Annotated in this window: 22 protein-coding genes; 8 read left to right on the top strand and 14 right to left on the bottom strand. The window is 70.8% G+C overall.

Annotated elements, in window-relative coordinates; translation table 11 throughout:
* Nucleotide 1 precedes the first annotated feature (1 nt).
* From ACYVGQ_RS18605 to ACYVGQ_RS18585, 5 genes are all read left to right on the top strand, one after another.
* Nucleotides 2-781, top strand: coding sequence for a pseudouridine synthase (locus ACYVGQ_RS18605; protein ID WP_460786183.1), 780 nt, complete (start codon nt 2-4; stop codon nt 779-781).
* A complete protein-coding gene (locus ACYVGQ_RS18600) occupies nt 778-1,896 on the top strand; it encodes a prephenate dehydrogenase (protein WP_460786182.1) in 1,119 nt (372 codons plus the stop codon). Before ACYVGQ_RS18605 ends, ACYVGQ_RS18600 begins: the two co-directional genes overlap by 4 nt.
* The gene (cmk, locus tag ACYVGQ_RS18595; protein WP_460786181.1) at nt 1,889-2,575 is read left to right on the top strand and encodes a (d)CMP kinase; all 687 of its coding nucleotides are present in this window, start codon (nt 1,889-1,891) and stop codon (nt 2,573-2,575) included. The genes ACYVGQ_RS18600 and cmk overlap by 8 nt, the downstream gene beginning before the upstream one ends.
* Complete coding sequence (der, locus tag ACYVGQ_RS18590; RefSeq protein ID WP_460786180.1) at nt 2,565-4,088, top strand: ribosome biogenesis GTPase Der; 1,524 nt, start codon at nt 2,565-2,567, stop codon at nt 4,086-4,088. The genes cmk and der overlap by 11 nt, the downstream gene beginning before the upstream one ends.
* A gap of 267 nt (nt 4,089-4,355) precedes the next feature.
* On the top strand, nt 4,356-5,933 hold the full coding sequence (locus ACYVGQ_RS18585) for a stealth family protein (RefSeq protein WP_460786179.1): 1,578 nt from the start codon (nt 4,356-4,358) through the stop codon (nt 5,931-5,933).
* Here the strand turns inward: ACYVGQ_RS18585 and ACYVGQ_RS18580 are convergent.
* The gene (locus tag ACYVGQ_RS18580) at nt 5,896-6,810 is read right to left on the bottom strand and encodes a phosphodiesterase (RefSeq protein WP_460786178.1); all 915 of its coding nucleotides are present in this window, start codon (nt 6,808-6,810) and stop codon (nt 5,896-5,898) included. The two genes, ACYVGQ_RS18585 and ACYVGQ_RS18580, sit on opposite strands and share 38 nt — an antisense overlap.
* A 250-nt stretch (nt 6,811-7,060) precedes the next feature.
* Between ACYVGQ_RS18580 and ACYVGQ_RS18575 the strand changes: the two genes are divergently transcribed.
* Nucleotides 7,061-8,137, top strand: a complete 1,077-nt coding sequence (locus ACYVGQ_RS18575; RefSeq protein ID WP_460786177.1) for a Glu/Leu/Phe/Val dehydrogenase family protein — start codon at nt 7,061-7,063, stop codon at nt 8,135-8,137.
* On the opposite strand, the gene ACYVGQ_RS18570 is transcribed toward ACYVGQ_RS18575, so the two are convergent.
* Nucleotides 8,134-8,691, bottom strand: a complete 558-nt coding sequence (locus ACYVGQ_RS18570) for a phosphorylase family protein (RefSeq protein WP_460786176.1) — start codon at nt 8,689-8,691, stop codon at nt 8,134-8,136. The two genes, ACYVGQ_RS18575 and ACYVGQ_RS18570, sit on opposite strands and share 4 nt — an antisense overlap.
* Before the next feature lie 78 nt (nt 8,692-8,769).
* On the opposite strand from ACYVGQ_RS18570, the gene ACYVGQ_RS18565 reads away from it, so the two are divergent.
* Entirely contained in the window at nt 8,770-9,663 is an 894-nt protein-coding gene (locus tag ACYVGQ_RS18565) for an NUDIX domain-containing protein (RefSeq protein WP_460786175.1), read from the top strand.
* 379 nt (nt 9,664-10,042) lie between these two features.
* Here the strand turns inward: ACYVGQ_RS18565 and ACYVGQ_RS18560 are convergent, their stop codons facing one another.
* Complete coding sequence (locus tag ACYVGQ_RS18560; protein ID WP_460786174.1) at nt 10,043-10,420, bottom strand: RNA-binding S4 domain-containing protein; 378 nt, start codon at nt 10,418-10,420, stop codon at nt 10,043-10,045.
* Nucleotides 10,417-11,079 carry a lysoplasmalogenase family protein gene (locus ACYVGQ_RS18555; protein WP_460786173.1) on the bottom strand — a complete coding sequence of 221 codons (663 nt, stop codon included), beginning with the start codon at nt 11,077-11,079 and terminating at the stop codon, nt 10,417-10,419. The genes ACYVGQ_RS18560 and ACYVGQ_RS18555 overlap by 4 nt, the downstream gene beginning before the upstream one ends.
* A 54-nt stretch (nt 11,080-11,133) precedes the next feature.
* On the opposite strand from ACYVGQ_RS18555, the gene ACYVGQ_RS18550 reads away from it, so the two are divergent.
* Nucleotides 11,134-12,381 (top strand): cytochrome P450, encoded by a 1,248-nt coding sequence (locus ACYVGQ_RS18550; RefSeq protein ID WP_460786172.1) that lies wholly within the window; start codon nt 11,134-11,136, stop codon nt 12,379-12,381.
* A gap of 4 nt (nt 12,382-12,385) precedes the next feature.
* Here ACYVGQ_RS18550 and ACYVGQ_RS18545 read toward each other — a convergent pair whose 3' ends face one another.
* The 10 genes from ACYVGQ_RS18545 to ACYVGQ_RS18500 all read right to left on the bottom strand — a co-directional run bounded on the left by ACYVGQ_RS18545 (nt 12,386) and on the right by ACYVGQ_RS18500 (nt 24,681).
* On the bottom strand, nt 12,386-13,288 hold the full coding sequence (locus ACYVGQ_RS18545; RefSeq protein ID WP_460786171.1) for an NAD-dependent epimerase/dehydratase family protein: 903 nt from the start codon (nt 13,286-13,288) through the stop codon (nt 12,386-12,388).
* Nucleotides 13,285-14,850: a class I adenylate-forming enzyme family protein gene (locus tag ACYVGQ_RS18540; RefSeq protein ID WP_460786170.1), complete on the bottom strand. Its 1,566-nt coding sequence runs from the start codon at nt 14,848-14,850 to the stop codon at nt 13,285-13,287. Before ACYVGQ_RS18540 ends, ACYVGQ_RS18545 begins: the two co-directional genes overlap by 4 nt.
* Nucleotides 14,847-16,799 carry a cytochrome P450 gene (locus ACYVGQ_RS18535; protein WP_460786169.1) on the bottom strand — a complete coding sequence of 651 codons (1,953 nt, stop codon included), beginning with the start codon at nt 16,797-16,799 and terminating at the stop codon, nt 14,847-14,849. Before ACYVGQ_RS18535 ends, ACYVGQ_RS18540 begins: the two co-directional genes overlap by 4 nt.
* Complete coding sequence (locus ACYVGQ_RS18530) at nt 16,796-17,797, bottom strand: 3-oxoacyl-ACP synthase III family protein (protein WP_460786168.1); 1,002 nt, start codon at nt 17,795-17,797, stop codon at nt 16,796-16,798. Before ACYVGQ_RS18530 ends, ACYVGQ_RS18535 begins: the two co-directional genes overlap by 4 nt.
* Before the next feature lie 102 nt (nt 17,798-17,899).
* Nucleotides 17,900-18,958 (bottom strand): aldo/keto reductase, encoded by a 1,059-nt coding sequence (locus ACYVGQ_RS18525; protein WP_460786167.1) that lies wholly within the window; start codon nt 18,956-18,958, stop codon nt 17,900-17,902.
* Nucleotide 18,959: 1 nt separating this feature from the next.
* A complete protein-coding gene (tkt, locus tag ACYVGQ_RS18520) occupies nt 18,960-20,996 on the bottom strand; it encodes a transketolase (protein WP_460786166.1) in 2,037 nt (678 codons plus the stop codon).
* A 35-nt stretch (nt 20,997-21,031) separates the two neighbouring features.
* Entirely contained in the window at nt 21,032-21,856 is an 825-nt protein-coding gene (locus tag ACYVGQ_RS18515) for an alpha/beta fold hydrolase (RefSeq protein WP_460786165.1), read from the bottom strand.
* Nucleotides 21,853-22,689, bottom strand: a complete 837-nt coding sequence (locus ACYVGQ_RS18510; RefSeq protein ID WP_460786164.1) for a sugar phosphate isomerase/epimerase family protein — start codon at nt 22,687-22,689, stop codon at nt 21,853-21,855. Before ACYVGQ_RS18510 ends, ACYVGQ_RS18515 begins: the two co-directional genes overlap by 4 nt.
* Complete coding sequence (locus tag ACYVGQ_RS18505) at nt 22,686-23,726, bottom strand: Gfo/Idh/MocA family protein (protein ID WP_460786163.1); 1,041 nt, start codon at nt 23,724-23,726, stop codon at nt 22,686-22,688. Before ACYVGQ_RS18505 ends, ACYVGQ_RS18510 begins: the two co-directional genes overlap by 4 nt.
* Entirely contained in the window at nt 23,719-24,681 is a 963-nt protein-coding gene (locus tag ACYVGQ_RS18500) for an ROK family protein (RefSeq protein ID WP_460786162.1), read from the bottom strand. Before ACYVGQ_RS18500 ends, ACYVGQ_RS18505 begins: the two co-directional genes overlap by 8 nt.
* Nucleotides 24,682-24,795: the final 114 nt, after the last annotated feature.

The following is a 24,795-nucleotide window of genomic DNA, read 5'->3' as shown; positions in this document are numbered from 1 at the left end:
CATGACTGAGCCAGAAGGCATCCGCCTGCAGAAGGTCCTCGCGAACGCCGGCGTCGCGTCGCGCCGCGTCGTCGAGCAGTACATCGTCGAGGGGCGCATCCGGGTCAACGGCGCGGTGGTCACCGAGCTCGGCACCCGCATCGATCCGGAGAAGGATCTCGTCGACGTCGACGGCACCGCGGTGCAGCTGGACGTCTCCAAGCGCTATGTGATGCTCAACAAGCCGACCGGCGTCGTGAGCACCATGCGCGATGAGAACGGCCGGCCTGACCTCCGCGGCTTCACGAGGGAGTATGAGGAGCGGCTCTACAACGTGGGCCGTCTGGACGCCGAGACGAGCGGTCTGCTGATCCTCACGAACGACGGCGAGCTCGCGCACGTGCTCGCGCATCCCTCCTTCGGCGTCACGAAGGTGTACATCGCCAAAGTCGAAGGTGCTGTGACGGCGCAGACGATCGCGCAGCTGACGCGCGGCATCGAGCTCGAGGACGGGCCCATCGCGGCCGACAAGGCGCGCCTTCTCGACACCTCGCGCGGCTCGAGCCTGGTCGAGCTGACCCTGCACTCCGGCCGGAACAGGATCGTCCGCCGGATGATGGCGGCGGTCGGGCATCCTGTCACCGAACTCGTCCGGCGCCAGTTCGGTCCGCTGCACCTGGGAACGCTCCCGGCGGGGAGGTCCAGGGAACTGACTAAAATCGAACGTGGCGCGCTGTTGACTCTCGCGCGCCGTGATGCCCCTGCGGATGCGACGCCGGGAGACGTGCAGGAGAAGCAGTGAGCGAACAGGTCCGTGGTGCCGTTGTGCCCCCTCGGCTCTCGGGGACCGTTCGCGTCGTCGGCTCCGGCCTTCTCGGGGCGAGCATCGGCCATGCGCTGCGCGCCAAGGGCGTCGACGTCGTGCTCGCGGACGCCTCGCCGGCGCAGCTGCGCCTCGCGATCGACTACGGGGCCGGGCGACCGGAGCGGGACGACGACCGGCCGTCGCTGATCGTCGTGGCCGTGCCTCCGGACGTCACCGCCGACGTGATCCAGGCGGAGCTCACGCGTTTCCCCGAGGCCGTCGTCACCGATGTCGCGAGCGTCAAGCTCGAGCCCTTCCGCGCCCTCAGACAGCGAGGCGTCGACCTCACCCGCTACATCGGCTCGCACCCGCTCGCCGGACGCGAGCGCGGCGGCGCGATCTCGGCCCGCGCCGATCTGTTCGTCGGCCGCCCCTGGGTGGTGTGCCGCGACGAGGACACGCGTCCCGCCGATCTGGCGCTGGTGGAGGCGCTGGCCCTGGACGTCGGCGCGATGCCGTTGGAGATGACGCCCGAGGAGCACGACCGCTCGGTCGCCCTGACCTCTCACGTGCCGCAGGTGGTGGCGAGCCTGCTCGCCGGCCGGCTGGCCACCGCCGACGAGGGCGCCCTCCGCCTGGCGGGGCAGGGCGTGCGCGACACGACGCGGATCGCGGCCTCTGCTCCCGAGCTCTGGGTGCAGATCCTCGGTGCGAATGCGCAACCCGTCGTCGAGGTCCTCGACCGGCTGGCGGATGATCTTCGCGAGGTCTCTGACGCTCTGCGTGACCCGGCTGCGCCCGGCGCCCGGCGCACGATCGCCGACGCCATCCGGCAGGGCAACGAGGGCGTCGAGCGCCTGCCCGGCAAGCACGGTCAGAACCGCCGCTACGAGCAGCTCGTCGTCATGGTCGATGACACCGCCGGCCAGCTCGGACGGCTCTTCGGCGAGCTCGGCGAGCTCGGCGTCAACGTGGAGGATCTGCGTCTGGAGCACTCGCCGGGCGCACAGTTCGGCCTCGCCGAGATCAGCGTGGCCCCCGCCGCGCTGAACGGCGCGATCGCCGGGCTGCAGGAGCGCGGGTGGCGGATCGCGGGGACGACCAATGACTAGTGCGGGCAAGTTCATCGCGATCGACGGGCCCGCAGGTTCGGGTAAGTCCAGCGTCGCCAAGGCCGTGGCGCGTGCGCGCGGATACGGATATCTCGACACCGGCGCCGCGTATCGTGCACTGGCCTGGCATGTGCTCGACCGTGGCGCGGACACGGCGGATGCCGAAGCCGTTCGTGCCGCGGCATCCGATTTCGGCCTCCGCATCGGACTCGACCCCGATGACCGCTCGGTGCGCGTCGGCGATGCGGACGTCACCTCGGCGATCCGCGAGAGCCGGGTCTCCGCGGCGGTCAGCGGCGTCGCGCGCGTGCCGGAAGTGCGCGCCCAGGTGAACGAGCTGTTCCGTGCGCTCGTGGCCGCGGCGCCCTTCGACGCCGTCGTCGTGGAGGGGCGCGACATCACCACCGTCGTCGCCCCCGACGCCCCGGTGCGCATCCTCCTCACCGCTGCTCCCGAGGTGCGCGCCGCGCGCCGTGCCGGAGAGCTCGCGGGTGAGAACGCGGCCGTGGTCGCCGAGGCCCTGCACCGCAGGGATGCCGCGGACAGCACCGTCGTCGACTTCCTCAACGCCGCGGACGGCGTCGAGGTCGTGGATTCGACGGCCCTCGATTTTTCCCAGACCATCGACGCCGTTCTCGCGGTGATCGACCGAAAGCAAGGAGCGGGACATGTCCGCTGAAGACGAGTACGAGGGCGGCCCCGACCACCTCGAGGAGAAGCTGAGCGAACTGGACGAGGAGCTCGCCGATCAGCGGGCGGACGCACTTCGCGCCGGCCTCGCCGAGTACGACCTGGACGACGAGGACGCCGTGCTCCTGGCCGGCCTCGCCGACGGCGAGAACGGGATCGAGTTCTCGCCTGCGCTGCCGGTCGTCGCGATCGTCGGCCGGCCGAACGTGGGCAAGTCGGCGCTGGTGAATCGCATCCTCGGCCGCCGTGAGGCCGTCGTGGAGGACACCCCCGGCGTCACCCGCGACCGCGTCACCTACAAGGCGGAGTGGAACGACCGGCGCTTCTCGCTGGTCGACACCGGCGGCTGGGAGCCCGACGCCCGCGGCATCGACCGTTCGGTCGCCGCGCAGTCCGAGATCGCCATCGACCTCTCCGACGTCATCCTCTTCGTCGTCGACGCGATGGTCGGCGCCACCTCGACCGACGAGCACGTCGTGCGGCTGCTGCGCAAGAGCGGCAAGCCGGTGTTCCTCGTGGCGAACAAGATCGACGACGCACGGCAGGAGCCCGAGGCGGCCCCGTTGTGGAACCTGGGGCTCGGCGAGCCGCATCCGGTCTCGGCGATCCACGGGCGCGGCGTCGCCGACCTGTTGGATGCCGTCCTGAAGAAGCTGCCGGAGGTGTCCGCCGTCGCCAAGCAGGAGATCGGCGGACCGCGTCGCGTCGCGATCCTGGGCCGTCCGAATGTCGGCAAGTCCTCGCTTCTGAACAAGGCGGCAGGGGAGGAGCGGGTCGTCGTGAACGACCTCGCCGGCACCACGCGCGACCCGGTGGACGAGGTCGTCGAGCTGGGCGGCCGGCTGTGGCGCCTCGTCGACACGGCCGGCATCCGGCGCCGCGTGCACCTGCAGCAGGGCGCCGACTTCTACGCCTCCCTCCGGACGTCGGCCGCGCTCGAGAAGGCCGAGGTGGCCGTCGTGGTGATCGACGTCTCGCAGCCGATCAGCGAGCAGGACATCCGCATCATCGATCTCGTGCTGGAGTCCGGCCGCGCGCTCGTGCTGGCGTTCAACAAGTGGGACCGCCTGAACGACGCCGACCTGGAGAACCAGGACCGCCGCCGCTACCTGGAGCGGGAGATCGAACAGGACCTCGCGCACGTCGCCTGGGCTCCGCGCGTGAACATCTCGGCGAAGACGGGGCGGCACCTCGACAAGCTCGTCCCCGCGCTGGAGACCGCGCTGGAGAACTGGGACCGCCGCATCCCGACAGGCAAGTTCAACGCGTTCCTCTCGGAGCTCGTCGCCGAGCATCCGCACCCGCTCCGCGGAGGCAAGCAGCCGCGCATCCTGTTCGGCACGCAGGCGTCCACCCGCCCGCCGACGTTCGTGCTGTTCACGACCGGCTTCCTCGACCCCGGATACCGGCGGTTCATCCAGCGCCGCCTGCGCGAGCTCTACGCGTTCGATGGAACTCCGATCGTCATCAGCATGCGTGTGCGGGAGCGGCGCCAGCGCTAGTCCCACCCTCAGGATCGCACTGTAGAGTGGGGCGGGAGATCGACGTGAGATCCGCCACCGCCCGGCCTACGACATGACCGCTCGTCTGGGCAGGGAGGGGACGCACCCGCGAACGGGTTCCTTCTCCGCTCATCCGACGAATCAGCGCTCGTCGGCTCGCCGCGGCAGGTGACGCCGCGCTCGTAGCTGTTCCGCACGACCGCGCCGTCCAAGACGGAGAGCATCCGCTCGACGTTGGGCCGTGCGCGCGATTCCGCAGGAGGACGCATGACGACATTGACCCCGCTTCCCTCAGAGCGTCGCCCCGACGACCGACTGCTCGGTCGTTCCGACATCCGGCTGGATCGCGGGATGCTCCATCTCGTCCACGATTCGCTCTCCCCGGAGCAGGCGCGGACGGAGGATCTGCTGATCATCGCCGGTGTGCTCGAGCGCGCGGGGGTGGAGCTGCTCCTGGTGCGGCACGGGATTCGAACGCCCGCTGTCGTGATCGATGCGGCCCGACGCGATGACGCCATCGCGGCGCTGCAGGCGGGCTGTGAACGCGAGCCGTTCTACGTCAAACCCCGGGGGCTGTCCGTCGTCGCCCTGGCGGATCTGGATCTGCGCGTGGCGGGCCCGAGCAGCCTCCGTCTTTTCCGGCCGCGCATTGCGGGAGGGCTCCGCTACGGGGTGTCCGCGGGCGTCCGGGTGGAGTTCTGGCAGTTCGGCGAGCACACGATCGATGCGCCCGCCGCCAATGCGCTCACACGCCGGGTCATCGCCGCCGAGGAGGCGGCGTACACGACCGTCTCCCGCTACGGGCGGACCTGGCGGACGCTGGCGGGCATGTTCGACACGCATCCGGGGGAGTTCACGCAGGACGTCGACATGGTCTTCACCTGGGTGGACGGCTCATCGAGCGAGTTCCAGCGTCAGCGTGCGGCGCAGATGGCCGAGTACGTCGTGGGCGAGGGGGATGACGGCTCCGCGCGCTATCGGCACGTCAACGAGCTGCGCTACGCGCTGCGCAGCGTGCACATGTACGCGCCCTGGGTCCGTCGCATCTTCATCGCGACGGACTCCCCGCGGCCGGACTGGCTGGCCGATCACCCGAAGGTCACGCTCGTGCGCAGCGAGGAGTTCTTCGCAGACCCCGACGCGTTGCCGACGCACAACTCGCACGCCGTCGAAGCGCAGCTGCACCGCATCGACGGCCTCGCCGAGCACTTCCTGTACTCCAACGACGACATGTTCTTCGCGCGTCCCGTCGAGCCGGAGCTGTTCTTCTCCCCGGCCGGGGTGACGAAGTTCGTCGAGTGCGACGTCCGCATCGGGACCGGACCGTCCGCGCCGGGGCGCAGCGGTCACGACAACGCCCTCCGGGTCAATCGAGCCCTTCTGCAGGAGCGCTTCGGGCGGACGATCGTCCGCGACCTCGAGCACTGTGCGACGCCCTTGCGGCGCAGCATCATGGTGGAGATGGAACGAGAGTTCGCGGAGGACTTCCGTCGCACCGCCGCGTCCCGGTTCCGCAGCGCCACCGACATCTCGGTGACGAACTGCCTCTATCACTACTATGCGCTGTTCACCGGGCGGGCGATCGCCAGCACGGAGCCTCGCACGCGCTACTTCCAGACCACGCAGGCCAAGCCGTTGCGCCGGGCGTCACGGCTTCCCTCTCGCCGTGACGTGGACATGTTCTGCCTCAACGACGGCGGCGAATCGGATGCGGTGCCCGAGCGGATGCGCGTGCAGGTCGTCACCGAGCTGCTCGATCGCCTTTTCCCCGTCCGCGCGCCGTGGGAGCGGGAGGACGGGGCGGCCGTTAAGCCCCCGCGGAGACGAGTCGTCGTACGTCGCTGACCTCGTGAGCCAGCCCTGCATCGCGCAGGCGACGCCGGACCTCGACGGCGTCGATGTGCTCGAGCGGCTTCGGCGCGTCCACGGCGACGACCGAATGCACGATGGTGTCGTCGAAGACGTGGATCAGGTTGAACGCCTGCGACCCATCCTGCGGACGGGTTCCGCCGACGGGAACCGTCAGATCCTGCGCGTAGCAGGTCGACGAGGCCACCGAGACGGGGATGCCAGCGAAGGTCGCGAAGGTCGAGTAGTGCAGATGCCCCGCGATGATCGCACGCACGTCGGTGTCGCGCACCACATCGGCCAGCGCACGCTGATCACGCAGCTCCACGGTGGAGGCGAGAGGGAGCACGCTCGGCACCGGTGGGTGGTGCATGGCGAGGAGCGTGCCCAGCGGAGCCGGTGCGGACAGCTGTTCCGCGAGCCAGTCCAGTTGCGCTCGGCTCAGCTCGCCATGGTGATGTCCGGGGACGCTCGTGTCGAGGGTGATGAGGCGCAGTCCGTTGAGCTCGTCGACGCGATCGACGGGTGCGGACGGATCGCCCGTGGAATCGCCGTCGAGGAGCGCGCTTCGGAAGGCCCTTCGGTCGTCGTGATTGCCCATCACCCAGAACACCGGCGCTCCGAGCCGTGCGGCGAACGGCTCCACGAGCTCGCGCAGCAGCTCATAGGCACCCTGCTCGCCGAGATCGGCGAGATCGCCCGTGAAGACGATCCCGTCCGGCTGGACATCGGATTCCTGCATCGCGCGGAGCGCGAGCTCCAGTCGCGCGGCGCCGTCGACGCGGTCGAACAGCATCGGCGTCGACGCGCGCAGGTGGGTGTCGCTGATGTGGAGCAGGACTCGTTCGGCCGGAGGGTGCTCCGCCTGGCGCATGGCTCATGTCTCCCGAATGGCCCGCTCGGGCGTCGGACCGTCAAGGCGATGGTACCGGCATGCTCCCCACCGCGGGGTGAACGCGCGGTGAATGCTCCGAGATTCCCCGCTTCGGTCCCGCGCGGCGGTGAAACGTGCGCTCCCACGACCGGTTGATCGCCGCAGCCGGAGATGATGCAATGAGAGATGGACGTCGCAAAGCCGCGGAGTCCGGAGCGCGCGCCCACAAGGCCGGTCTGAAGAGGACACGATGAAGAACACCCTGCCCCTGCCCGATTTCGCCCACGAGCGCGTGGAGGTGATCACGGGACGGCGCAGCGGTCTTTTCATCGCCGTCGCCCTGCACTCGTCCGTGCTCGGCTCCGCTCTCGGAGGCGCGCGCCTGTGGACCTATCCGCACTGGAGCGACGCCCTCGGCGATGCGCTGCGACTGTCCGCGGCGATGACGCTGAAGAACGCCGCCGCCGGCCTGGATGCGGGCGGCGGGAAGTCCGTCATCGGCCTCCAGGAGGGAACGGTGCTGGACGCGGGGCGGCGTCGCGCCGCGTTCCTCGATCTCGGCGACGCGGTCGAATCGCTCGGCGGTCTGTACCGCACCGCGGAGGACGTCGGCTCGACGACCGAGGACATGCTGACGGTCAGCGAGCGGACCTCTCACGTCGTCGGGCTCCCCGATGCCGTCGGCGGCTCCGGTGAGCCGGCCGGTCCCACCAGCCACGGCGTGTACGAGTCCTTGCGCGCGGTGCTGGAGCGCGTGACCGGTTCACCCGAGGTCTCAGGGCGCCGCATCACGATCTCGGGGCTCGGGCAGGTCGGCGGACGCCTCGCTGTGCGCCTGTCCGCCGAAGGGGCGCTCCTGACCGCGACCGATGTGAACCCGGCGCGCCGGCAGTTCGCGAACGACCTCGGCATCGCCTGGGCGGAGCCGGGCGCCGAGCACCTCGTGCCGGGCGACGTGTTCGTCCCGGCCGGCATCGGCGGTCTGCTCACCGACGAGGTCATCGACGCGCTGGAGGTCCGAGCGGTCTGCGGTCCGGCGAACAACCCGCTGGCCTCGCACGACGGCGCCGACCGCCTCGCCGCCAGGGGGATCCTCTACGCGCCGGACTTCGTGGTGAACGCCGGTGGCGTCATCTACCTCGACCTCGAGGCGAAGCGCCTGGGCACGCGGGCGGAGATCATGGAGCGCGTGGCGGGGATCGGCGACACCGTGCGCAGCATCCTGACCGATGCCGAGGAGCGCGGGATCACCCCGCTGCGGGCCGCGGAAGAGCTCGCGGAAGCCCGGCTGCGCGCGGGCCGGGCGCCGGAGAGCGTGCTCTCCTAGGCGCCGATCTCGTCGGCCAGCCGATCCCAGAGCTGCCGGCTGCAGGCGGCGACGGCCTCTTCCCAGATCTGGTTGGCGCCGTCCTGGGCGTTGTCCGAGACGGCCTTCCAGATGCGGATGGGCACCCCGAACTGCTGCGCGACCCAGGCGTAGACGTATGCCTCCATGTCGACCAGCCGTCCGCCCAGCGCCCGGATCGCGAGGACGGTGTCGGCGTCGTCCACGAAGCTGTCGCCGGTGGCGATCACCACGTCACCGTCCCCGAGCGCCAGACTCTGCGGCATGGAGACGTGGTGACCGGCGACGCCGTTGTCATCGATCACGTCGTACTGGAACGCCGTGTCCACGACGTGGACCCCCGGCGCGATGCCCGGGTCGATCGCGCCCGCGGTGCCGACGACGAGGATCTCCTCGTAGTCCGCGGCGTCCAGGGCCCTGGTCAGGCCGTAGGCGGCCTTGATCTTCCCCGGTCCGGTCACCAGCCGCTCATAGCCGGGCACCTGCTCGGGGAAGGCGACGAGTTCGGAATCGAGGGCGGCGAGGAGAAGCTTCACCGGACCATCCTCGCAGAGCGTGTGACGCTCCGGGTCACACGGCGTGCCAGGGCCCGGATGCTGTGAAAAGCTGGAGTCGTGACCATCGTGCCTCCGACTCCCGGCGAGCCGCGGTGTCCGGACGGGCCGCGGAACCCCGGCGACGCCTGGGTCGTCGCGGACACGGGGGAGCGGTACTGGGGGCGGTTCGGAGCCGCGGGACTGCTCGCCGTGGACGCCGTGCGCGGCATCCTGCTGCAGCACAGGGTCGCATGGAGCCACTTCGGCGGCACGTGGGGGCTTCCGGGCGGGGCGCTGCACGAGCACGAGTCCACGATCGCCGGCGCTCAGCGCGAGGCCGCCGAGGAGGCGGGCATCCCCGCCGGTGCCGTCGTCCCGCGATGCACCAGCGTCTTGGATCTGCGGATCTGGTCGTACACGACCGTCGTCGCCGACGTGGTGCATCCCTTCGAGCCGGTCATCAGCGATCCGGAGAGCGTGGCCCTCGAGTGGGTGCCGGTGACGGAGGTCGCCGAGCGTCCCCTGCATCCCGGCTTCGGCTCCGCCTGGCCGGTGCTGCGCGAGCTGCTCCCGGTTCGTCCCGCGGTCGTCGTGGACGCCGCGAACGTCGTGGGCTCGGTGCCGGACGGCTGGTGGCGGGATCGCGCCGGCGCCGCGGCGCGGCTGCACGCCTCCCTCGCGGGGCTCGCCGTGCCCGCCGCCGAGCTCGGGCTGGAGGGGACCGCGTGGTACCCCGAGGTCTCGTTCGTCGTGGAGGGTCAGGCCCGGTCCTTCGAACCCGATGCGGATGCCGTGCACGTCGTCCGCGCCCCTGGCGCCGGCGACGACGCGATCCTCGCCGAGGCGGAGCGGCTCGTCGAGGCAGGACGTGCCGTCACGGTGGTGACGAGCGATCGCGGCCTGCGCGCCCGCGTCGAGGCCGCAGGCGCCCGCGTGCAGCCGGCCGGATGGCTGACTTCTCTCGTTCGCTGAGTCATTGCTCGGATCATCGGGCCGCCCCGCTCACCGAGTGAGGACGGCGGGACCGGTGGGTTTTCCTCGTTCGTTGAGCGAGGAGGCCGGGGCTGGTCGGTCTTCCTCGTTCGTTGAGCGAGGAGGCCGGGGCTGGTCGGTCTTCCTCGTTCGTTGAGCGAGGACGGCGGAGCCGACCGAGTCGAAACGGGGCTCGGCGGGAGCTGCGTTTCGACTCGCCTCCGGCTCGCTCAACGTGCGGGTGGGGACGGCTCGCTCAACGTGCGGGAGGGGACGGCTCGCTCAACGTGCGGGAGGGTGCGGTTCGCTCAACGTGCGGGGGACGAACGGGGGACGAGCGGGGAAGCCCGGGCGCGCACGATGCGTGGAGGAGAGCGGTTCAATCCCGCCCGCGGAGCCGGTCGATGTCGCGGCGCTCGCGCTTGGTCGGTCGCCCTGCACCGCGGTCCCGCACCGCGATGACGGCCTGGGGCTCCCTGAGCGGCGTGCGCTCCTCGTAGGCGAGGGCCGCGAGGGGCGCCCCGACGCGCTTGACGAGCGTCTGACGCACGGCGAGGATGCGGTCGAAGCCGCTGATGCGCACGCGCACCTCGTCGCCCGGCTTCACGGTCTGCGCCGCCTTGGTCTTCTCGCCGTTGACGCGTACATGCCCGGCGCGGCATGCCGTGGTCGCCGCCGAGCGCGTCTTGTACACGCGGACGGCCCAGAGCCAGCTGTCGACCCGTACCGGCTTGGCCTGCGCCGAAGCATCCGTCATCGTTCCGCCTCCGTGGTGCGCAGTGTGGTGAGGACGCCCGCGACGAGGAGTCCCTGTCCGAGCGTGTAGGCGAGCATGACCGCCGGACTCGTCCAGTCGGGCATGATGTCCGGCAGGAACAGCCGGAAGGCGAGGATCGTGTCGCTGACGAGGAAGGACACCGAGCCGGCGACGATCACGGGGCGGCAGCGCGCGGCGGAGGCCGCCGTGCCGCCGAGGAGCAGGCCGTAGGCGGCGACGGCGGGGAGCAGCGCACCGGTGTGCGGGCCGAGCACGGCGATCATGGCGATCCACCAGACGGCGTAGGCGAGCGCCCACCACGGCATCCGACGCCGGTTCCGCAGCCGCAGGAACAGGACGATGTACGCGATGTGCGCGATGCCGAAGAAGCCGAGCATCAGCGGCAGCTCGGGCCCGCCGGGGAAGAAGGCGCCCGCGCCGTCGCCGAGCCAGGAGAACACCAGCGCGGCGCCGAGCAGCAGGAGCGCCCATCGTGGCCGCAGACGGGCGGAGAGCACGACGGGCAGAGCCAGCAGCGGCATGAGCAGCAGCTTGGTCGGCCCGGCCAGCTCGCTGTCCGTCGCGAGCGCCCCCGCATGCACGAGCGACACGAGGGCGTAGGGCAGGAACCCCCACAGCGGAAAGGAGCGGCGTCGCATCCTCCCATCGTAGATTCCTCGTGCCCGGATGCCGTCGTCCGCTAGGGTGGCGTCGTGCCCGTCGCCGAAGACCTCGCCCCTCCTGTCCGGGAACGCCGCCTGCGTCTCGTGCGCGACGGCTGGGGCTCCTCGCCGGAGGCGCACGAGCATCGTCTGCTGCGCGCCGCTCGTCCTGCGCTGCCGGTGCTGAACTGGCTCGGCCAGTTCGCCCGTCCTCTCCTCAAGGCGCCGGGGCTCGGCTGGATCACCGCCGACCCGCGCACGGCGAGGGCGCTGCTGAACGACCCTGAGCATCTCACTCTGCTCAGCGAGGGCGGGGTCGGGCACCTGTGGGCCCAGATCCTCGGCGACTGGGTGACCGAGCTCTTCGACGGACCAGGACATCACGATCTGCGGACGCGGAGCAGGGAGCTGTTCACGGAGAAGAACAGCAGGGCATTCGTCGATCATGCCTGGGGAGACCGCCTGACCGCCGCGAGGTCGGCGTTCGAGGCGGGCGAGGACCTCGATCTGGCCGATCTGAGCCGGGTGCTCGTGGGTCAGATGGTCTCGGCGCTGCTGGGCACGCCGGTGGATGCCGAACGCGGCGACGACGCATACCGGGAGATCTTCGCCACCGGTGAGGAGCTTGCGAGCATCGCGCTGGGCACGACATCGGACACGCGCCTTCCGCCGCACAGGATCGCGGCGGCGAGGACGATCGTGGAGCGCCTGACCGGGCACGTGGACGCCGCGTTCCCGGCGGCTCCCGTCGACACCGTGATCGGCCGCTGCCGCGAGCTCGGCCTCAGCCTGCAGGAGACCAAGGGCCTGGCCACGCTCCTCATGGTCGCCGGCACCGAGACCGCCGCCTCCGCAATGGCGCGGATGGCGGCTCTTCTCTTCGACAGCGGCGAGCAGCATCGTCTGCTGGCCGCTCCCGGGCATCGCGACGACGCGGTGCGGGAGGCTCTGCGCGTGACGAGCCCTGCGCCGCTCATCGGACGTGCCGTCCTCGCCGACCTCGAGATCGGCGGCCGCACGCTGCGGGCCGGGGATCGGGTCATGATCCTCACCTGGACGGCCAACAACCTCGTCGGAGGCTTCCGCATCGATCGCCCGTACGTGCCGCAGAACCGGCAGCTCTGGTTCGGGGCGGGGCGGCATCTGTGCCTGGGCGGGCCGCTCGCGAAGGCGGAGATGGCCGCCGTCCTCGAGCTGCTCCTCGGTGACGGGCGACCGTTCGAGATCGTCTCGCGCGCATACGGCCGCCGGGTGCTGATCCCGGCCTATGCGTCCCTCGTCGTGCGGAAGGCCCGCTGAGCGGTCACCAGCGTTCGGCGCCGTCCAGGGTGGTCGCGAACGGCGCGTATCCGAGCCGTTCGCGGGCCGCGGTGAGGTCGAAGGTGCGCTCGACGCCCAGCTGGCTGACGGCATAGCGCGTCAGCCGCGGGCGGGTGCGCAGGATCCGCGCCGACGCTTCCGCCATCCCGGCGACGGTCGAAGCGGCGCCGACGGGGATGCCGACGATCCTGGCCTCCACTCCGCGCCTGCGCAGGAACTCGGCGATCACGTCGCCGAGGAGCACCGGTTCGGCGTCGGCGACGTTGTAGACGCCGGACGGGCCGGTGAGCGACAGCCGGACCGCCTGCACGAGGTTGTCGACATGCGTCAGGGAATGCCGCACTGCTCCGCCCGCGGGAAGTACGAGCCGACCGCGGCGGACGGCGGCGACGACGCGAGGGAGGAGCGTGGTGTCGCCGGGGCCGTACACCGCGTGCGGGCGGAGGATCACGGCATCCGCGCCGTCGAGCTCGCGCTCGGCGAGCGCCTTCGTCGCGGAGTACGGGCTGAGATGGCGGGAGGGCGGTGGAGCGTCCTCGCGCAGCAGGATGCTGGGGGAGAACGCGTCGTAGACGCTGGATGACGACAGGTGCACGATGCGCGCGCCGGGGAAGGCCTCGCGCACGCGGCGGGCGCCGTCCCTGTTCACGCGCAGCGCCTCGTCCGCCGGAGCCCAGTCGTCCGCGAGCGCTGCGCTGTGCACGACGGCGTCGATCTCGACGACCGGCGGGGCGTCGGCGAGGTCCCAGACGAGATATCTGCCGTGCGGATGGCCCCAGCCTTCCGGGCGCCGGCCGAAGCCCGTGACGGCATGGCCGTCGTCCGCCAGCGCGGTCGCCACGGCTCCGCCGATGAAGCCGCTCGCGCCGGTGACGGCGATCCTCATCTCGCGTCCCGGAGGTGCGCGGCGACCAGAGCGGCAAGGGCCTTCCGGTCGAGCTTCCTCGCCCGTCCCGACCGCGGCAGCGCGTCGGCGACGAGGATGACGTCGGGGAGGACGCCGGCGTCGATGAGCCCCGGCAGCGCGCGACGCACGGAGGCGATGAGCGGATGCGTCGTCGAGAGCCCTGCGGGCGGATCCTCCGCGGGCACGATCACGAGGGCGATCCGGTCGTCGCCGATGTCGTCGGGGAATCCGCTGAGCACGACGTCCGCGACGCCGGGGAGCCCCGCGACGATCGGCTCGTAGAGCCCGGGGTACACGTTCTGCGTGCCGCGGATGAACATGTCCTTCTTGCGGCCGAGCAGCGTGAGCGCGCCGTCCTCGATGCGGGCGAGGTCCCCGGTGCGGATCTCGGCGAGCGGGTGCTCCGGAAGGTCGGTGAGATAGCCCCTGGCGAGGCCTTCCCCGGAAAGGATCAGCTCGCCGTCGTCGAGGCGCGCGGTCACGCTCGGGACGATCCTTCCCACGGCGTCCCCACCGTCCGGCGTCACGCCCGCGGCGAGCTTCGCGGGCCCGTCGGCGATCGCCACGGGGAGGATCTCGGTCATCCCGTAGATCGCACGGATCGCCGCGTCGGGGAAGCGCGAGCGGATGCGCTCCAGCAGGGGAAGGAGCACGGGGGCGCCGCCGAGCACCACCGTGTCGAGGCGAGGCGGTGCGATCTCCGGCCGCGCGTCGATCGCGCGCAGGATCGCGTCCATGGCCGCCGGGGCGGCGAAGAGGAGCTCGGTCTCGGGGAGCAGGGCGAGGTAGTCGTCCGGGCGGGCTCCGGGGCTCGTGCCGACCGGCGGCATGCTCCAGTGGGCCCCTGCGATGAGGGCGGGGATGCCGACCATGAGCTGATCGGTGAGCACGCGGTGGCCGGGGCGGATGCCGACGCCGGCGGCGAAGTCGCTGAGGCCGGCGCCGAGCGATCCCCGGGTGTGCACGACGCCTTTGGGGGCGGCGGTGGTGCCGCTCGTGAAGACGATCAGCGCCTCGTCGTCGGCATCCCCGTCCGGCGTCGCCGTGACCGGATGCCGGGTGAGGCCGCCCAGGGGCAGGGCCGCGCGCGGAACGCCGGGAAGCCATCGGCCGGCGCGGATGTGCCTCGCCTCCGGCACGAGCTTCGCGTAGGGGGCGAGCTCCAGTCCGCGGCGGCGGGCGATGCGGCGCAGCGGAGCGCTCGAGGCCAGGTAGAGCAGCGACTCGGCGGCGACCCAGCGGGGGGACGCGAGCCGGGTGCGCGAACGGAACAGCGCCTCACCGGCTCCCGGGTCGGCGAAGACCACCGTGCCGCGGGCGAGCACGATCCCGAGGGCCAGGACGACGGCATCCGGCCCCGGCCGCACCGAGAACAGCACCCGGTCGCCGGGGGCCATCCCCTCCGCGAGAAGGGCGGAGGCGACGGAGCGCACGCGTGTCGCGAGGTCTCGATAGGAGAGCGTCCTCCCGTTCGCGGTCAGCGCCGGGGCGGCGGGGCGGGCGCCGGCGCTGTCCAGGACGGCCTGCACGAGGTCGGTCATCCGCCCTGCACCACCAGACGCGAGTAGGCGGGGATCAGCACGTTCCTGGTGGCACGCCGTTCGACGACACGGAGTCCGGAGGTGGAGAGCAGCGGTGCGAGAACTGTGCGGATCTGGGCCATCGCGAGGGGAGCGCCGATGCAGAAGTGCACTCCGGCTCCGAACCAGAGCTGCTTGAGCTGCGCGGCAGGATTGCTGGCTGGGTCGAACTCGCCGAGCGCCCGGTCGGCCCAGTACGTCCCGAGGAGGATGCGCTCTCCGGCGCGGACCTCGACGTCCCCGATCCGTGCCGGGCGTGCGGCCGAGCGGATCATCATGGGCGTCGGCGTCGTGACGCGGAGCGCCTCAGCCACGGCGGCGTCCGTCAGGGAGGGGTCGGCGGCGAGGCGGGAGTGCCAGCCCGTGTCGGCGAGGATCGCGGCGAGGCGCGGGAGGAAGGACACCAGCGTCTCGGTGCCGGTGAGGACGAAGGCGCCGACGGCGCCGAGGGCCTCGACCTCGTCGAGACCCAGAGCACGCATCCGGCCTGGAACCGTCGATTCGTCGCCGGCATACGCTCGCGCGGCGTGGACGTCCAGCTCCTGCAGCACCCTCCTCGCGTGTGCGAGCTGGCGCGGCGTCAGGCTCGGGCGCGCGAGGGAGACGTAGCCGGTGATCTCGGCGGAGCGTCGGAAGAAGTCGTCGTCCACCACGTCGTCGTCGAGACCGACCAGGCGGCTGATCACGGCGCTCGCCGCCCAGCGGGCGTGCGCCACGATGTCGACGGCCTCTCCGGCGGCGAGGCGTTCGGCGAGGCGTGCGGTGCCTGCGCCGATGGCATCCGTCACCAGGGCGTCCACGAAGGAAGGGGAGAACAGCGGCGCGAGCTTGCGGCGCAGCTCGCGATGGTCCGCTCCCTCCATGTTCAGGAGCACACGGGGGCCGAGAACCGGCGTCCACAGCTCTCCGGAGGAGCCGGGGCCGGTCTTGCGGAACGACTCCGTGTCCATCAGGGTCTCGCGCAGCAGCTGAGCGTCCTTGACGACGACGCCCAGGCCGGGCAGGCGCGTGACCGGGCCGGGCACGGCATCCAGCAGCGGGAAGGCGAGCGGATGCGCGGCGCGCAGCAGGCGTCGTTCGTGGCGACGCGCGAGCGCGATCGAGGTGCGCGGCGGGCGGACGATCTGCGCGGGGTCGCGGATGTCGACGACGGCGGGGCGGTAGGCGTGGTCCTTGTACCAGAGCAGCGTGTTCGCCAGCCCCCAGGCCTGCACGCGGCGGCTGGAGCCGTAGACGACGACATCCGTGCGGCGGGCGTAGGCGCGGGTGAGCCGGCGGACCGCGTTCACGAGCGCGCGATCCTCGTGGAGGTCCTCGATGCGGGTGCGGGGGAAGCCGCCGGCGCGTTCGTAGAGATCGGCGGTGATCCCGACGTTGCAGCCGGCGGCCATCATGTAGGGACCGAGGTAGGACGCGTCCTGGTTGCCGGGGCGGATGCGGCCGAAGGCCTCGGCGACGTGCACCGCCCCGCGCAGGGCTGCTCTAGTCGGCCAGCCGAGTCCTTCGTCGGTGCGGGGGACGAGCTCGCCGCCGACGAGCTCCAGCCCTCGTCCGCCTTCGGATCTCGGCGTCAGCGAGCGGCGGATGGACGCGGTCCAGTCGGCGCGGGGCAGGCAGTCGGCGTCCGTGCGGGCCAGGAGCTCGGCGCCCGCCGCGATGGCGGTGCGCATCCCCGTGTCGGCCGCGGCACCCGTGCCCTTCTCCGGTTCGCGGACGATCGTCCAGCGGGTCATGCCGTACTCGGCGATGAAGGCGCGGATGACGTCGGCGGAGGAGTCCGTGGATGCGTTGTCCACGAACACGACGTCGAAGTCCCCATCGTTCTGGAAGGCGAGCGCCTGCAGCGTGGTGCGGATGCCTGAAGCTTCGTTGTAGACGGGGACGACGACAGCGAGCGGATGTCTCGTCACAGCCGCACCACCATGAGTCCGAGGCTGATGCCTCCGGCGAGACCGATGAGCAGGACGAGGCTGCCAGGGCCGACCATGCCCCGTTCCCTGGCGAGCTGCAGCTGCAGCGGGAGGGTGACGGAAGCGAGGTTGCCGTGGTCTCCGACGGTGATGACGGTGCGGTCGTCCGGTACGCCGAGCCGTTCGAAGATCGGCGGCAGGTAGGGGACGGCCACCTGGTGGATGGCGACGAGGTCGAAGTCGGCCGGAGTGAGCCGGTGCTCGCGCAGGAGGGCGAGCACCGGCTCGGGGCCGAGGTCGAGGAAGGCCTGCTGGAGGCCGGCGCCGTCCATGTCGAAGTAGGTGCTCTCGGGGTCGTGGCCGCCCATCGTCCCGCCGCCGGGCAGGGTGCCGACCTGCCAGTGCTCGGAGACCGCGTGGAAGGCGGATGCCTGGATGCCGCGGTCGCCGGTGTCGTCGGCTTCGAGGATCACGGCCGCGCCGCCGTCGCTCATGACGTAGCCGGGGAAGGAGCGGATGAACTGGTCGCGATCGCGCAGCTGCCACCGGACGGCGGCGGTCGGGGCCTCGCCGCTCGCGATGAGGATGCGGCGGTGGACGCCGACGCGGATGAGGCCGTCGGCGACCTGCATGGCGTTGATGACCGAGTTGCAGGCGTTCTTCACGTCGAAGACGGGGGCGCCGAGCCCCAGCTTCGCGTTGACGATGTGGCTCGTCGCCGGCTCGACGAGACCCTGGCTCGCGCTCGCGAAGATCAGCAGGTCGACAGGGCCGGGCGACTGCTCGAGGGCGTCGCGTGCGGCGGCGACGGCGAGGTCTGACGCTTGCCAGCCCTCCGGGCGCTCGTGCACGTGGGTGATGCCGGTCATCCGGGAGATGAGGCCGGTGGGCAGCGGGAAGCGGCGGTTCAGGCGACGCAGCTCGGCTTCGGTCTCGGCCGTGGACCGCGTCCGCTCGGGCAGATGCGTGGCGACGGCGGCGATATGAGTGGAGCGCACGGGGCGAGCATAGCGGCGGGCGGGCGGGGATCCTGGGAGCGGGCGTGTCAGGACTCGACGGTGGCCTCCTGGACGGTGGCGTCCGGACAGCCTCGGCGCTCCTCAGTCCTTCCGTCGGAGCGCCTCTGCGGGGGCGATGTCGGCGGGACCCAGGCGGTCGGGCGCCGAGCGCGCGTGATGCCAGTACGGGTAGATCAACGCGGGAGCGCTGATCGAGTCGAGTCGTTCACGCTCGCTCGCATCGAGTTCGAGCTGTGCCGCTGCCAGATTGCTCACGAGCTGCTCGGGAGTGCGTGCGCCGATCACGAGCGAGGAGATCCCCGGTCGGCCCTTCAGCCACGCCAGGGCGACCTGGGCAGCGGTCGCGTCACGTTCCTCACCGATCTCGATCAACACCTCGACGATGTCGTAGAGAGCCTCCCGGTCCCGCACCGGCGGCTCGCCCCATGTGCTGAGATCGCGAGAGCCTGGGGACAGAGTGACGCCGCGCCGGTGCTTGCCGGAGAGGAGACCTCCCGCCAGCGGGCTCCATACGAGCACTCCGACGCCCTGGTCGACGGCGACGGGGAGGAGCTCGTACTCGGCCTCACGAGCCTGCAGGCTGTAGTGGATCTGCTGCGAGACGAAGCGCTGGTAGCCGTGGGTCGATGACGTTCCGAGTGCCTTCATCAGCTGCCAGCCCGCGTAGTTCGAGCAGCCGATGTAACGCACTTTCCCCGAGGCGATGAGGGCGTCGAAGGCGGAGAGCGTCTCTTCCAGCGGTGTGATCCCATCCCACTCGTGGGTTTGGTACAGGTCGATGTGATCGGTCTGCAGACGCCGCAGACTCGCTTCGCACTGGGCGATGATGTGCGCGCGGGAGAGACCCGAATCGTTCGGGCCGTCTCCCATGCTCATGCGCACCTTCGTCGCGACGACGGCGTGATCCCGTCGTCCGCGCAGAGCCTCGCCGAGGATCTGCTCCGACAGGCCGTCGGAGTACATGTTGGCCGTGTCGAAGAGGTTGACGCCATGATCCATCGCGATGTCGATGAGGTGACGCGCGTCATCCGTCGTCGCGGATCCGGTGTTGGAGAAGGCGCCCTGCCCGCCGAAGGTCATCGTGCCCAGGGCCAGTGTCGAGACCCTGAGTCCCGACCGTCCGAGGTAGCGGTACTCCATGTCAGCTCGCGACGTGCTCCACGGCCGTCAGCACCCGCTCGAGGGTCATGCCGCGCGCGTGCATCGCCTCGTCCGCAGGGGCCGACAGCCCGAACTCGTCGATGCCGACGACCACCCCGCTGGCGCCGGCGACGTCATGCCAGCCGAACGATGCCGCAGCCTCGACCACGACGCGAGCGGTCAGCGAAGCGGGCAGCACCTGTTCGCGGTACTGCGCATCCTGCTCGGCGAACCATTCACGGCTGGGCATCGACACCACTCGCACGGCGACGCCACGGGACTCGGCCTGCTCTGCCGCGGTGAGCGCAAGGGCCACCTCGCTGCCGGTCGCGACGATCACGACGTCGGGAGATTCCGGATCCCGCACGATGTATGCGCCGCGGTCGACTCCTTCGCGCACGGCATCCAGGGGGAGCGGGAGCACGGGCACGCCCTGGCGTCCGAGCACGATGCCTGCGGGCGCGCTGCGACGGAGGATCGCCGCCCACGCGGCGACGGTCTCGTTCGCATCAGCCGGTCGCACGAGGGCGAAGCCGGGGATCGCGCGCAGAGCCGCGAGGTGCTCGATCGGCTGGTGCGTCGGGCCGTCCTGACCCAGGGCGACCGAGTCGTGCGACCACACGTAGGTCACCGGCAGTCCCATGAGTGCGGCGAGTCGGATCGCCGGTCGCTGGTAGTCGCTGAAGACGAGGAAGGTGCCGGCGTACGGCATCCATCCACCTGCGAGTGCGATGCCGTTCATGGCCGAGGCCATCGCGTGCTCACGCACACCCCAGTGCACGTTGCGTCCGGTGAGGTCTCCGAGTCCGGATGCCGGAGGAAGGAACGAACCGCCGCCGGCGATCTCGGTGCGGTTGGGCTCGGCGAGATCCGCGGATCCGCCCCAGAGTCCGTTCATGGCGGCGGCGATCACCTGGATGGCCGCGCCGGAGGCGTCGCGCGTGGAGGCGGTGGTGCCGGCGTCGAACACGGGCAGTCGATCGGCGAGGTCAGTGGGGAGCTCGCGTGAGAGGAAGGCGCGGTGCGATTCAGCGCGCTCCGGGTCGGCCTTCTGCCAGTCGGCGAAGGTCGCCTCCCATTCGCGTCGTGCGTCCTCGCCGCGCCCGAGGACCGCACGAGCGCGGCTCAACACGTCGGGATCGACGGCGAACGGCGCCTCATCGACGTCGAGCACGCGTCGCAGCGCCTCCACCTCAGCGGCTCCGAGCGGTGCTCCATGCGAGGCGGCGGTGCCGACGGCGTTCGGTGCCGGGTAGGCGATCTGCGACTTGATGATCACGAGACGCGGACGATCCGATGTCGGGGCTCCGAGCAGGGAGTCCAGACGATCGACGTCGACCTCGCCGTCTGCGCGCAGGGCGACGCGCGACACATCCCATCCCTGTGACTCGAAACGCGCTCCGACGTCTTCGTTCGAGGTCAGCGATGAGCTGCCCTCGATCTGAATGTCGTTGGCGTCGTACACCACGGTGAGGTTGTGCAGGCCGAGGCGCCCGGCGAGCGCTCCTGCTTCGTAGGAGATGCCCTCCTGCAGGTCACCGTCAGACGCGAGCACCCACACGTGCCGATCGAACGGCGAGGAGCCTGCGTCTGCGCCGGGGTCGAAGACCGCGCGCTCGTGGGCGAAGGCCATCGCCATGCCGACGGCGTTGGCGAGTCCCTGCCCCAGCGGCCCTGTGGTGGTCTCCACTCCGGCGGTGTGACCGAGTTCCGGGTGCCCGGGAGTGCGCGAGCCGCGAGTGCGGAAGGCGCGGAGGTCGTCGAGGGTGACGTCGTAGCCGCTGAGGAACAGCTGCACATAGAGCAGGATGCTGGCATGTCCGCAGGACAGCACGAAACGGTCTCGTCCGGCCCAGTTCGGTTCGGCCGGATCGTGTCGGAGGTGACGCTGGAAGAGCAGGGTGGCGACGGGCGCCAGCGAGAGCGCAGCGCCCGGATGCCCCGACCTCGCCTGTTCGACGGCATCGACGGCGAGCAGACGAGCGGTCGTGACGACGTCGTCGTCGATGACGGGAAGGGCTGAATGTGTCGTGTCCATGAGCTTTCCGTGTGCTGGTGCTGGTCGAGAGAGGGCTACGACGCCCAGGCGCTCAACGAGCGCTGCGTGACGTCGACGGAGCCGTTCTGGTAGTCGGTCGGCTGCCGATCGCGGGAGGGGAGCTCGGCCAACGCCGAGTCGGTGATGTACTCGTGCCACAGATGCGCAGTGCGCAGGGGATGCACCGGATCGGCTGCGGCGCCGACCACGGTCACGGGGCACGGTGGCGTCCAGGAGCCGCCGCCCAGGGGGAGCGAGGCGTTCGCGGGCACGTTCTCCAGACGCACGACGCGCTCTACGGCGCGCAGCTTGGTGAACTGCTCGCGGATGCTCGACGCACCCTGAGGCGAGACGTCTGCGATCTGTCGATACAGCGGGGAGCGCTCCATGGCGCGGAGGCCCTCGGCTCCTTCCGACCGCAGGAGCGCTGCCACCTCGCGGAAGATCTGCAGATGCGCGGGCCACGGCTCACTCTCGAACGCAGGGCGGATCAACAGTGAGCCACGCAGATCGTGATCGGCGCGCTCGAGCAGCCGCAGTGCCACCGCAGCGCCCATGGAGATCCCCGCGACGATCAGCGGCCGGTCGGCGAGTCCCCGAGCCTCGAGCAGCGCGGTCGCGTCGTCGGCGAGTCCATCGAGAGAGAAGTCCTCCGCCTCCCCGATGACGTTGCTCTCGCCATGGGCGCGCTGATCGGGGGCGATCACGGTGACGTTCTCCGGCGTGCCCGTCAGGAGCCCGAGGGGCTGGTTGCGGTCTCCGCCGAGTCCGTGGAGCATCAGCAGGACGGTCTCGCCATTGCCGACGCGAGTGACGGTGGCGTCCGCCGCGTAGTCGCTCGCGGTTGCGCCGGCGCTCACGCGGCGCCCGCGACGAGTGCTGCGACGGCGTCGATGTTGTCGCTGTCGGCATCCTGGATGATGACGGGGACGGGGATCGGCAGCGCCGCAGTGAGTTCGCGCACGAGTGCGAAGTCGAGTCCAGAGGCCCCGGCGAGGCGTTCATCCCACGTGACCACGTCCTTGGCATGCTGACAGATGGCGAAGCCGCCGAGTCGTTCGTAGGCGTCGCGCAGAATCGCCTCGCGGTCGCCGGGAGCGGCGTCTCCGACGAGGTTGGCTGGGTCGAGGATGAAGCCGATGCGGGAGGAGCGCTCGCCGAGTTCATCGAGCAGTCGCAACGCCGCAGCAGTGCCCGAGATGACGTTGCCCGGCTCAGGCTCGACGGCGAGGAGCACGCCCGCCTCGTCGGCGGCGTCCAGCAGCGGCACGAGATTCGCCATCAGGTCCGACCATGCCTCAGGTGTGTCGTTGTCGGGGTGCGCGCGCCACATGTTCTCGGCGTCACGGCTGCCGGTGCAGAGCGTCACCGCCGTCACGCCGAGCTCGGATGCGCGGCGGATCAGGCGCGCCAGGTCGGCGGTCAGCGCCTCGGCGCGTTCCGCGTCGGGGTCGATCATGTTGTACGACCCGGAGAGCCCCCAGATCGAAAGCCCCGCCGACTCGAAGTCGGAGCGGATCGCGCGCAGATCGAGCGCGTCGAGGGCATCGTGGTCGGGGATCGTCGGCTGGCCGATCGAGGAGAGATTCAACTGCACGGCGTCGAACCCGTGACCGGCGATGGTCGCGGCCAACTCCGCGGAGGGCTGGACGGGGAAGCAGCGGGCGAAGACGCCGGTGGCGAGCTGGCTCACAGTTCGACCCGTGCCCCGTCGGATGTTGCGCTCTCGACGGCGGCGGCGATCATCCGCACGACGAAGACACCATCGGCGGGTGACGGGCTCTCCGCGATGTCCTGCACGATCGCCTCCGCGAAGTCTTCGAGCTGGAGCTTGAACGCGTTCGTGTCGGTCGGGTGCGGACGCAGGGACTCGCCGGTCTCCTCGAGGTACACCTCGACTTCCGAGGCGCGCTTCCAGAACGGCTGGAAGGTGCTCGTGCGGATGAAGCCCTTCTCGCCGGCGAGCTCGAGCCCCTCGGACCAGTCGCCGTGCACATCGACGGTCATCTCGAACGATCCGACGCCGCCCGAGGCGAGTCCGACGACGCCGTGCCACGTGTAGTCCTCGCCGACCTGTGCACCGTGCACGCTGATCCAGCGAGGGCGCCCGGTGAAGTGCAGGAGGGTGTCGAACACGTGCGCGCCGTGGGTGGCGATGAGGTAGCCGGCGCGGTTGCCGCTGGCCTTGAACGTGTTCTCGACCGTGCGCACGGCCTCGTCGACGATCATCGCCGGGAAGAGAGTCGCCTCGATCGGCGCACGCTGCGCCGGCACGCGGTATACGGAGTGGTACGACACGGCACGGCCGATTCGCGACAGGTGGCGGTGCGCGAAGACGATGCCGGGATCGTGCCGCTTCATGGCCCCGGTCTGCAGGCGCAGGTTGTGCTCTGCGGCAAGCTGAGCCATCTCCTCGGCCTCGACCTCTGTCGACGCGAGCGGCTTCTCGACGAGCACGTGCTTGCCTGCGCGCAGCGCCGCCATCCCCAGCGGGTGGTGGAATCGGTCGGGGGTGGCGATCACGACGGCATCGATGTCGTCGGCGAGGAGCTCCTCGAGCGAGGGCGCACTGGTGACGCCATAGCGCTCGGCAACGCGCGAGGAGAGGAGGGGGCTCGGGTCGAAGATCGAGACGAGAGTCAGGCGGTCGGTCTTCTCCAGCCCGGGGAGGTGAGCTGCCTGTGCGATGCGGCCCGCGCCGATCAGTCCGATGCGTACGGGGTCAGTCATGGGTGTTGCCTTCCGATGCGGTGACGTTGTCAGAGGGGTTCAGGTGGTCCTGTGCCGACAGTGCAGCGCCGATCGCGGCCGCGAACGGGCCGACAGCGTCGAGTTGCACGGGCGGAGGCTCGGTGAGTCCGGCGAAGGACCAGTGCCGCGCGATGTGCTCGCGGATCCGGTCGATGAGAAGATCCGCCGAGGCATGGGCGATGGTGCCGCTGAGGAACACGACGCGCGGCTCGATGGTCACGCACAGTGCGCGAATCGCATCGGCCACGGCCGTAGCGGCGTCGTCGAGAAGGGCGAGCGCTGAGGCGTCTCCGGCATGAGCCGCTTCGATGACATCGCGTGCGGTGATCTTTCGGGCGGTTCCTGCAGGCGATGCGAGCATCGCGCGCTCGGCGATGCCCTTCCCGCCGGCGAACTGCTCGAGGCACCCGGAGCTCCCGCAGACGCACCGGCGATCCGACGGTTGGCGCACGGGGAGGTGACCGAGTTCGGTCGCGAGTCCGGTGATTCCACGGATCGCTCGCCCCGCGCTGATGATCGCTCCACCGACGCCCGTGCCCAGAGTGAGCAGCACCGCATCGTCGACGTTCGCGCCGGTGTCTTCCCGATACGCGGCCACGACCGCGCGGAGGGTGGCTTCGCCGTCGTTGATGATCTGCGCGGGGAGGGAGAGGCGCTGTGCGACGGCTCCGGCGAGGTCGCCGAAGATCTCCAGGCTTGCGCCGCCGGTGACGTTCCCATCGCGTGCGACCAGGCCGGACACCGACACGCCGACCGCGGGAACGGATGCGCCATCAGCGCGCTCGAGGAGGGCGAGCGCCGTGGCTGAGAGCTCGTCTGCAAGGCGTTCGACACCGCGAGCCGAGTGCTCGTGCCACGACCTCTCGCGCACCGTGCCGGTGTCGTCGAGGAGCACGGCGGCGATCTTCGTGCCGCCGATGTCGAGTCCGATCATCACTGATTCCTCACTTTCGAAATGGAGCGTATCAGCTTTGTATTAGTTTCGTCTGCTTGTCATTGGAGTTTCACTGCGCCATGATTGTCTGTGCAACCGTTTTGTATCAAAGGA

This window comes from Microbacterium tumbae, from assembly GCF_054780175.1.
Note: the sequence above shows the minus strand (reverse complement) of the source record. Positions and strands in the feature narration are given on the sequence as shown.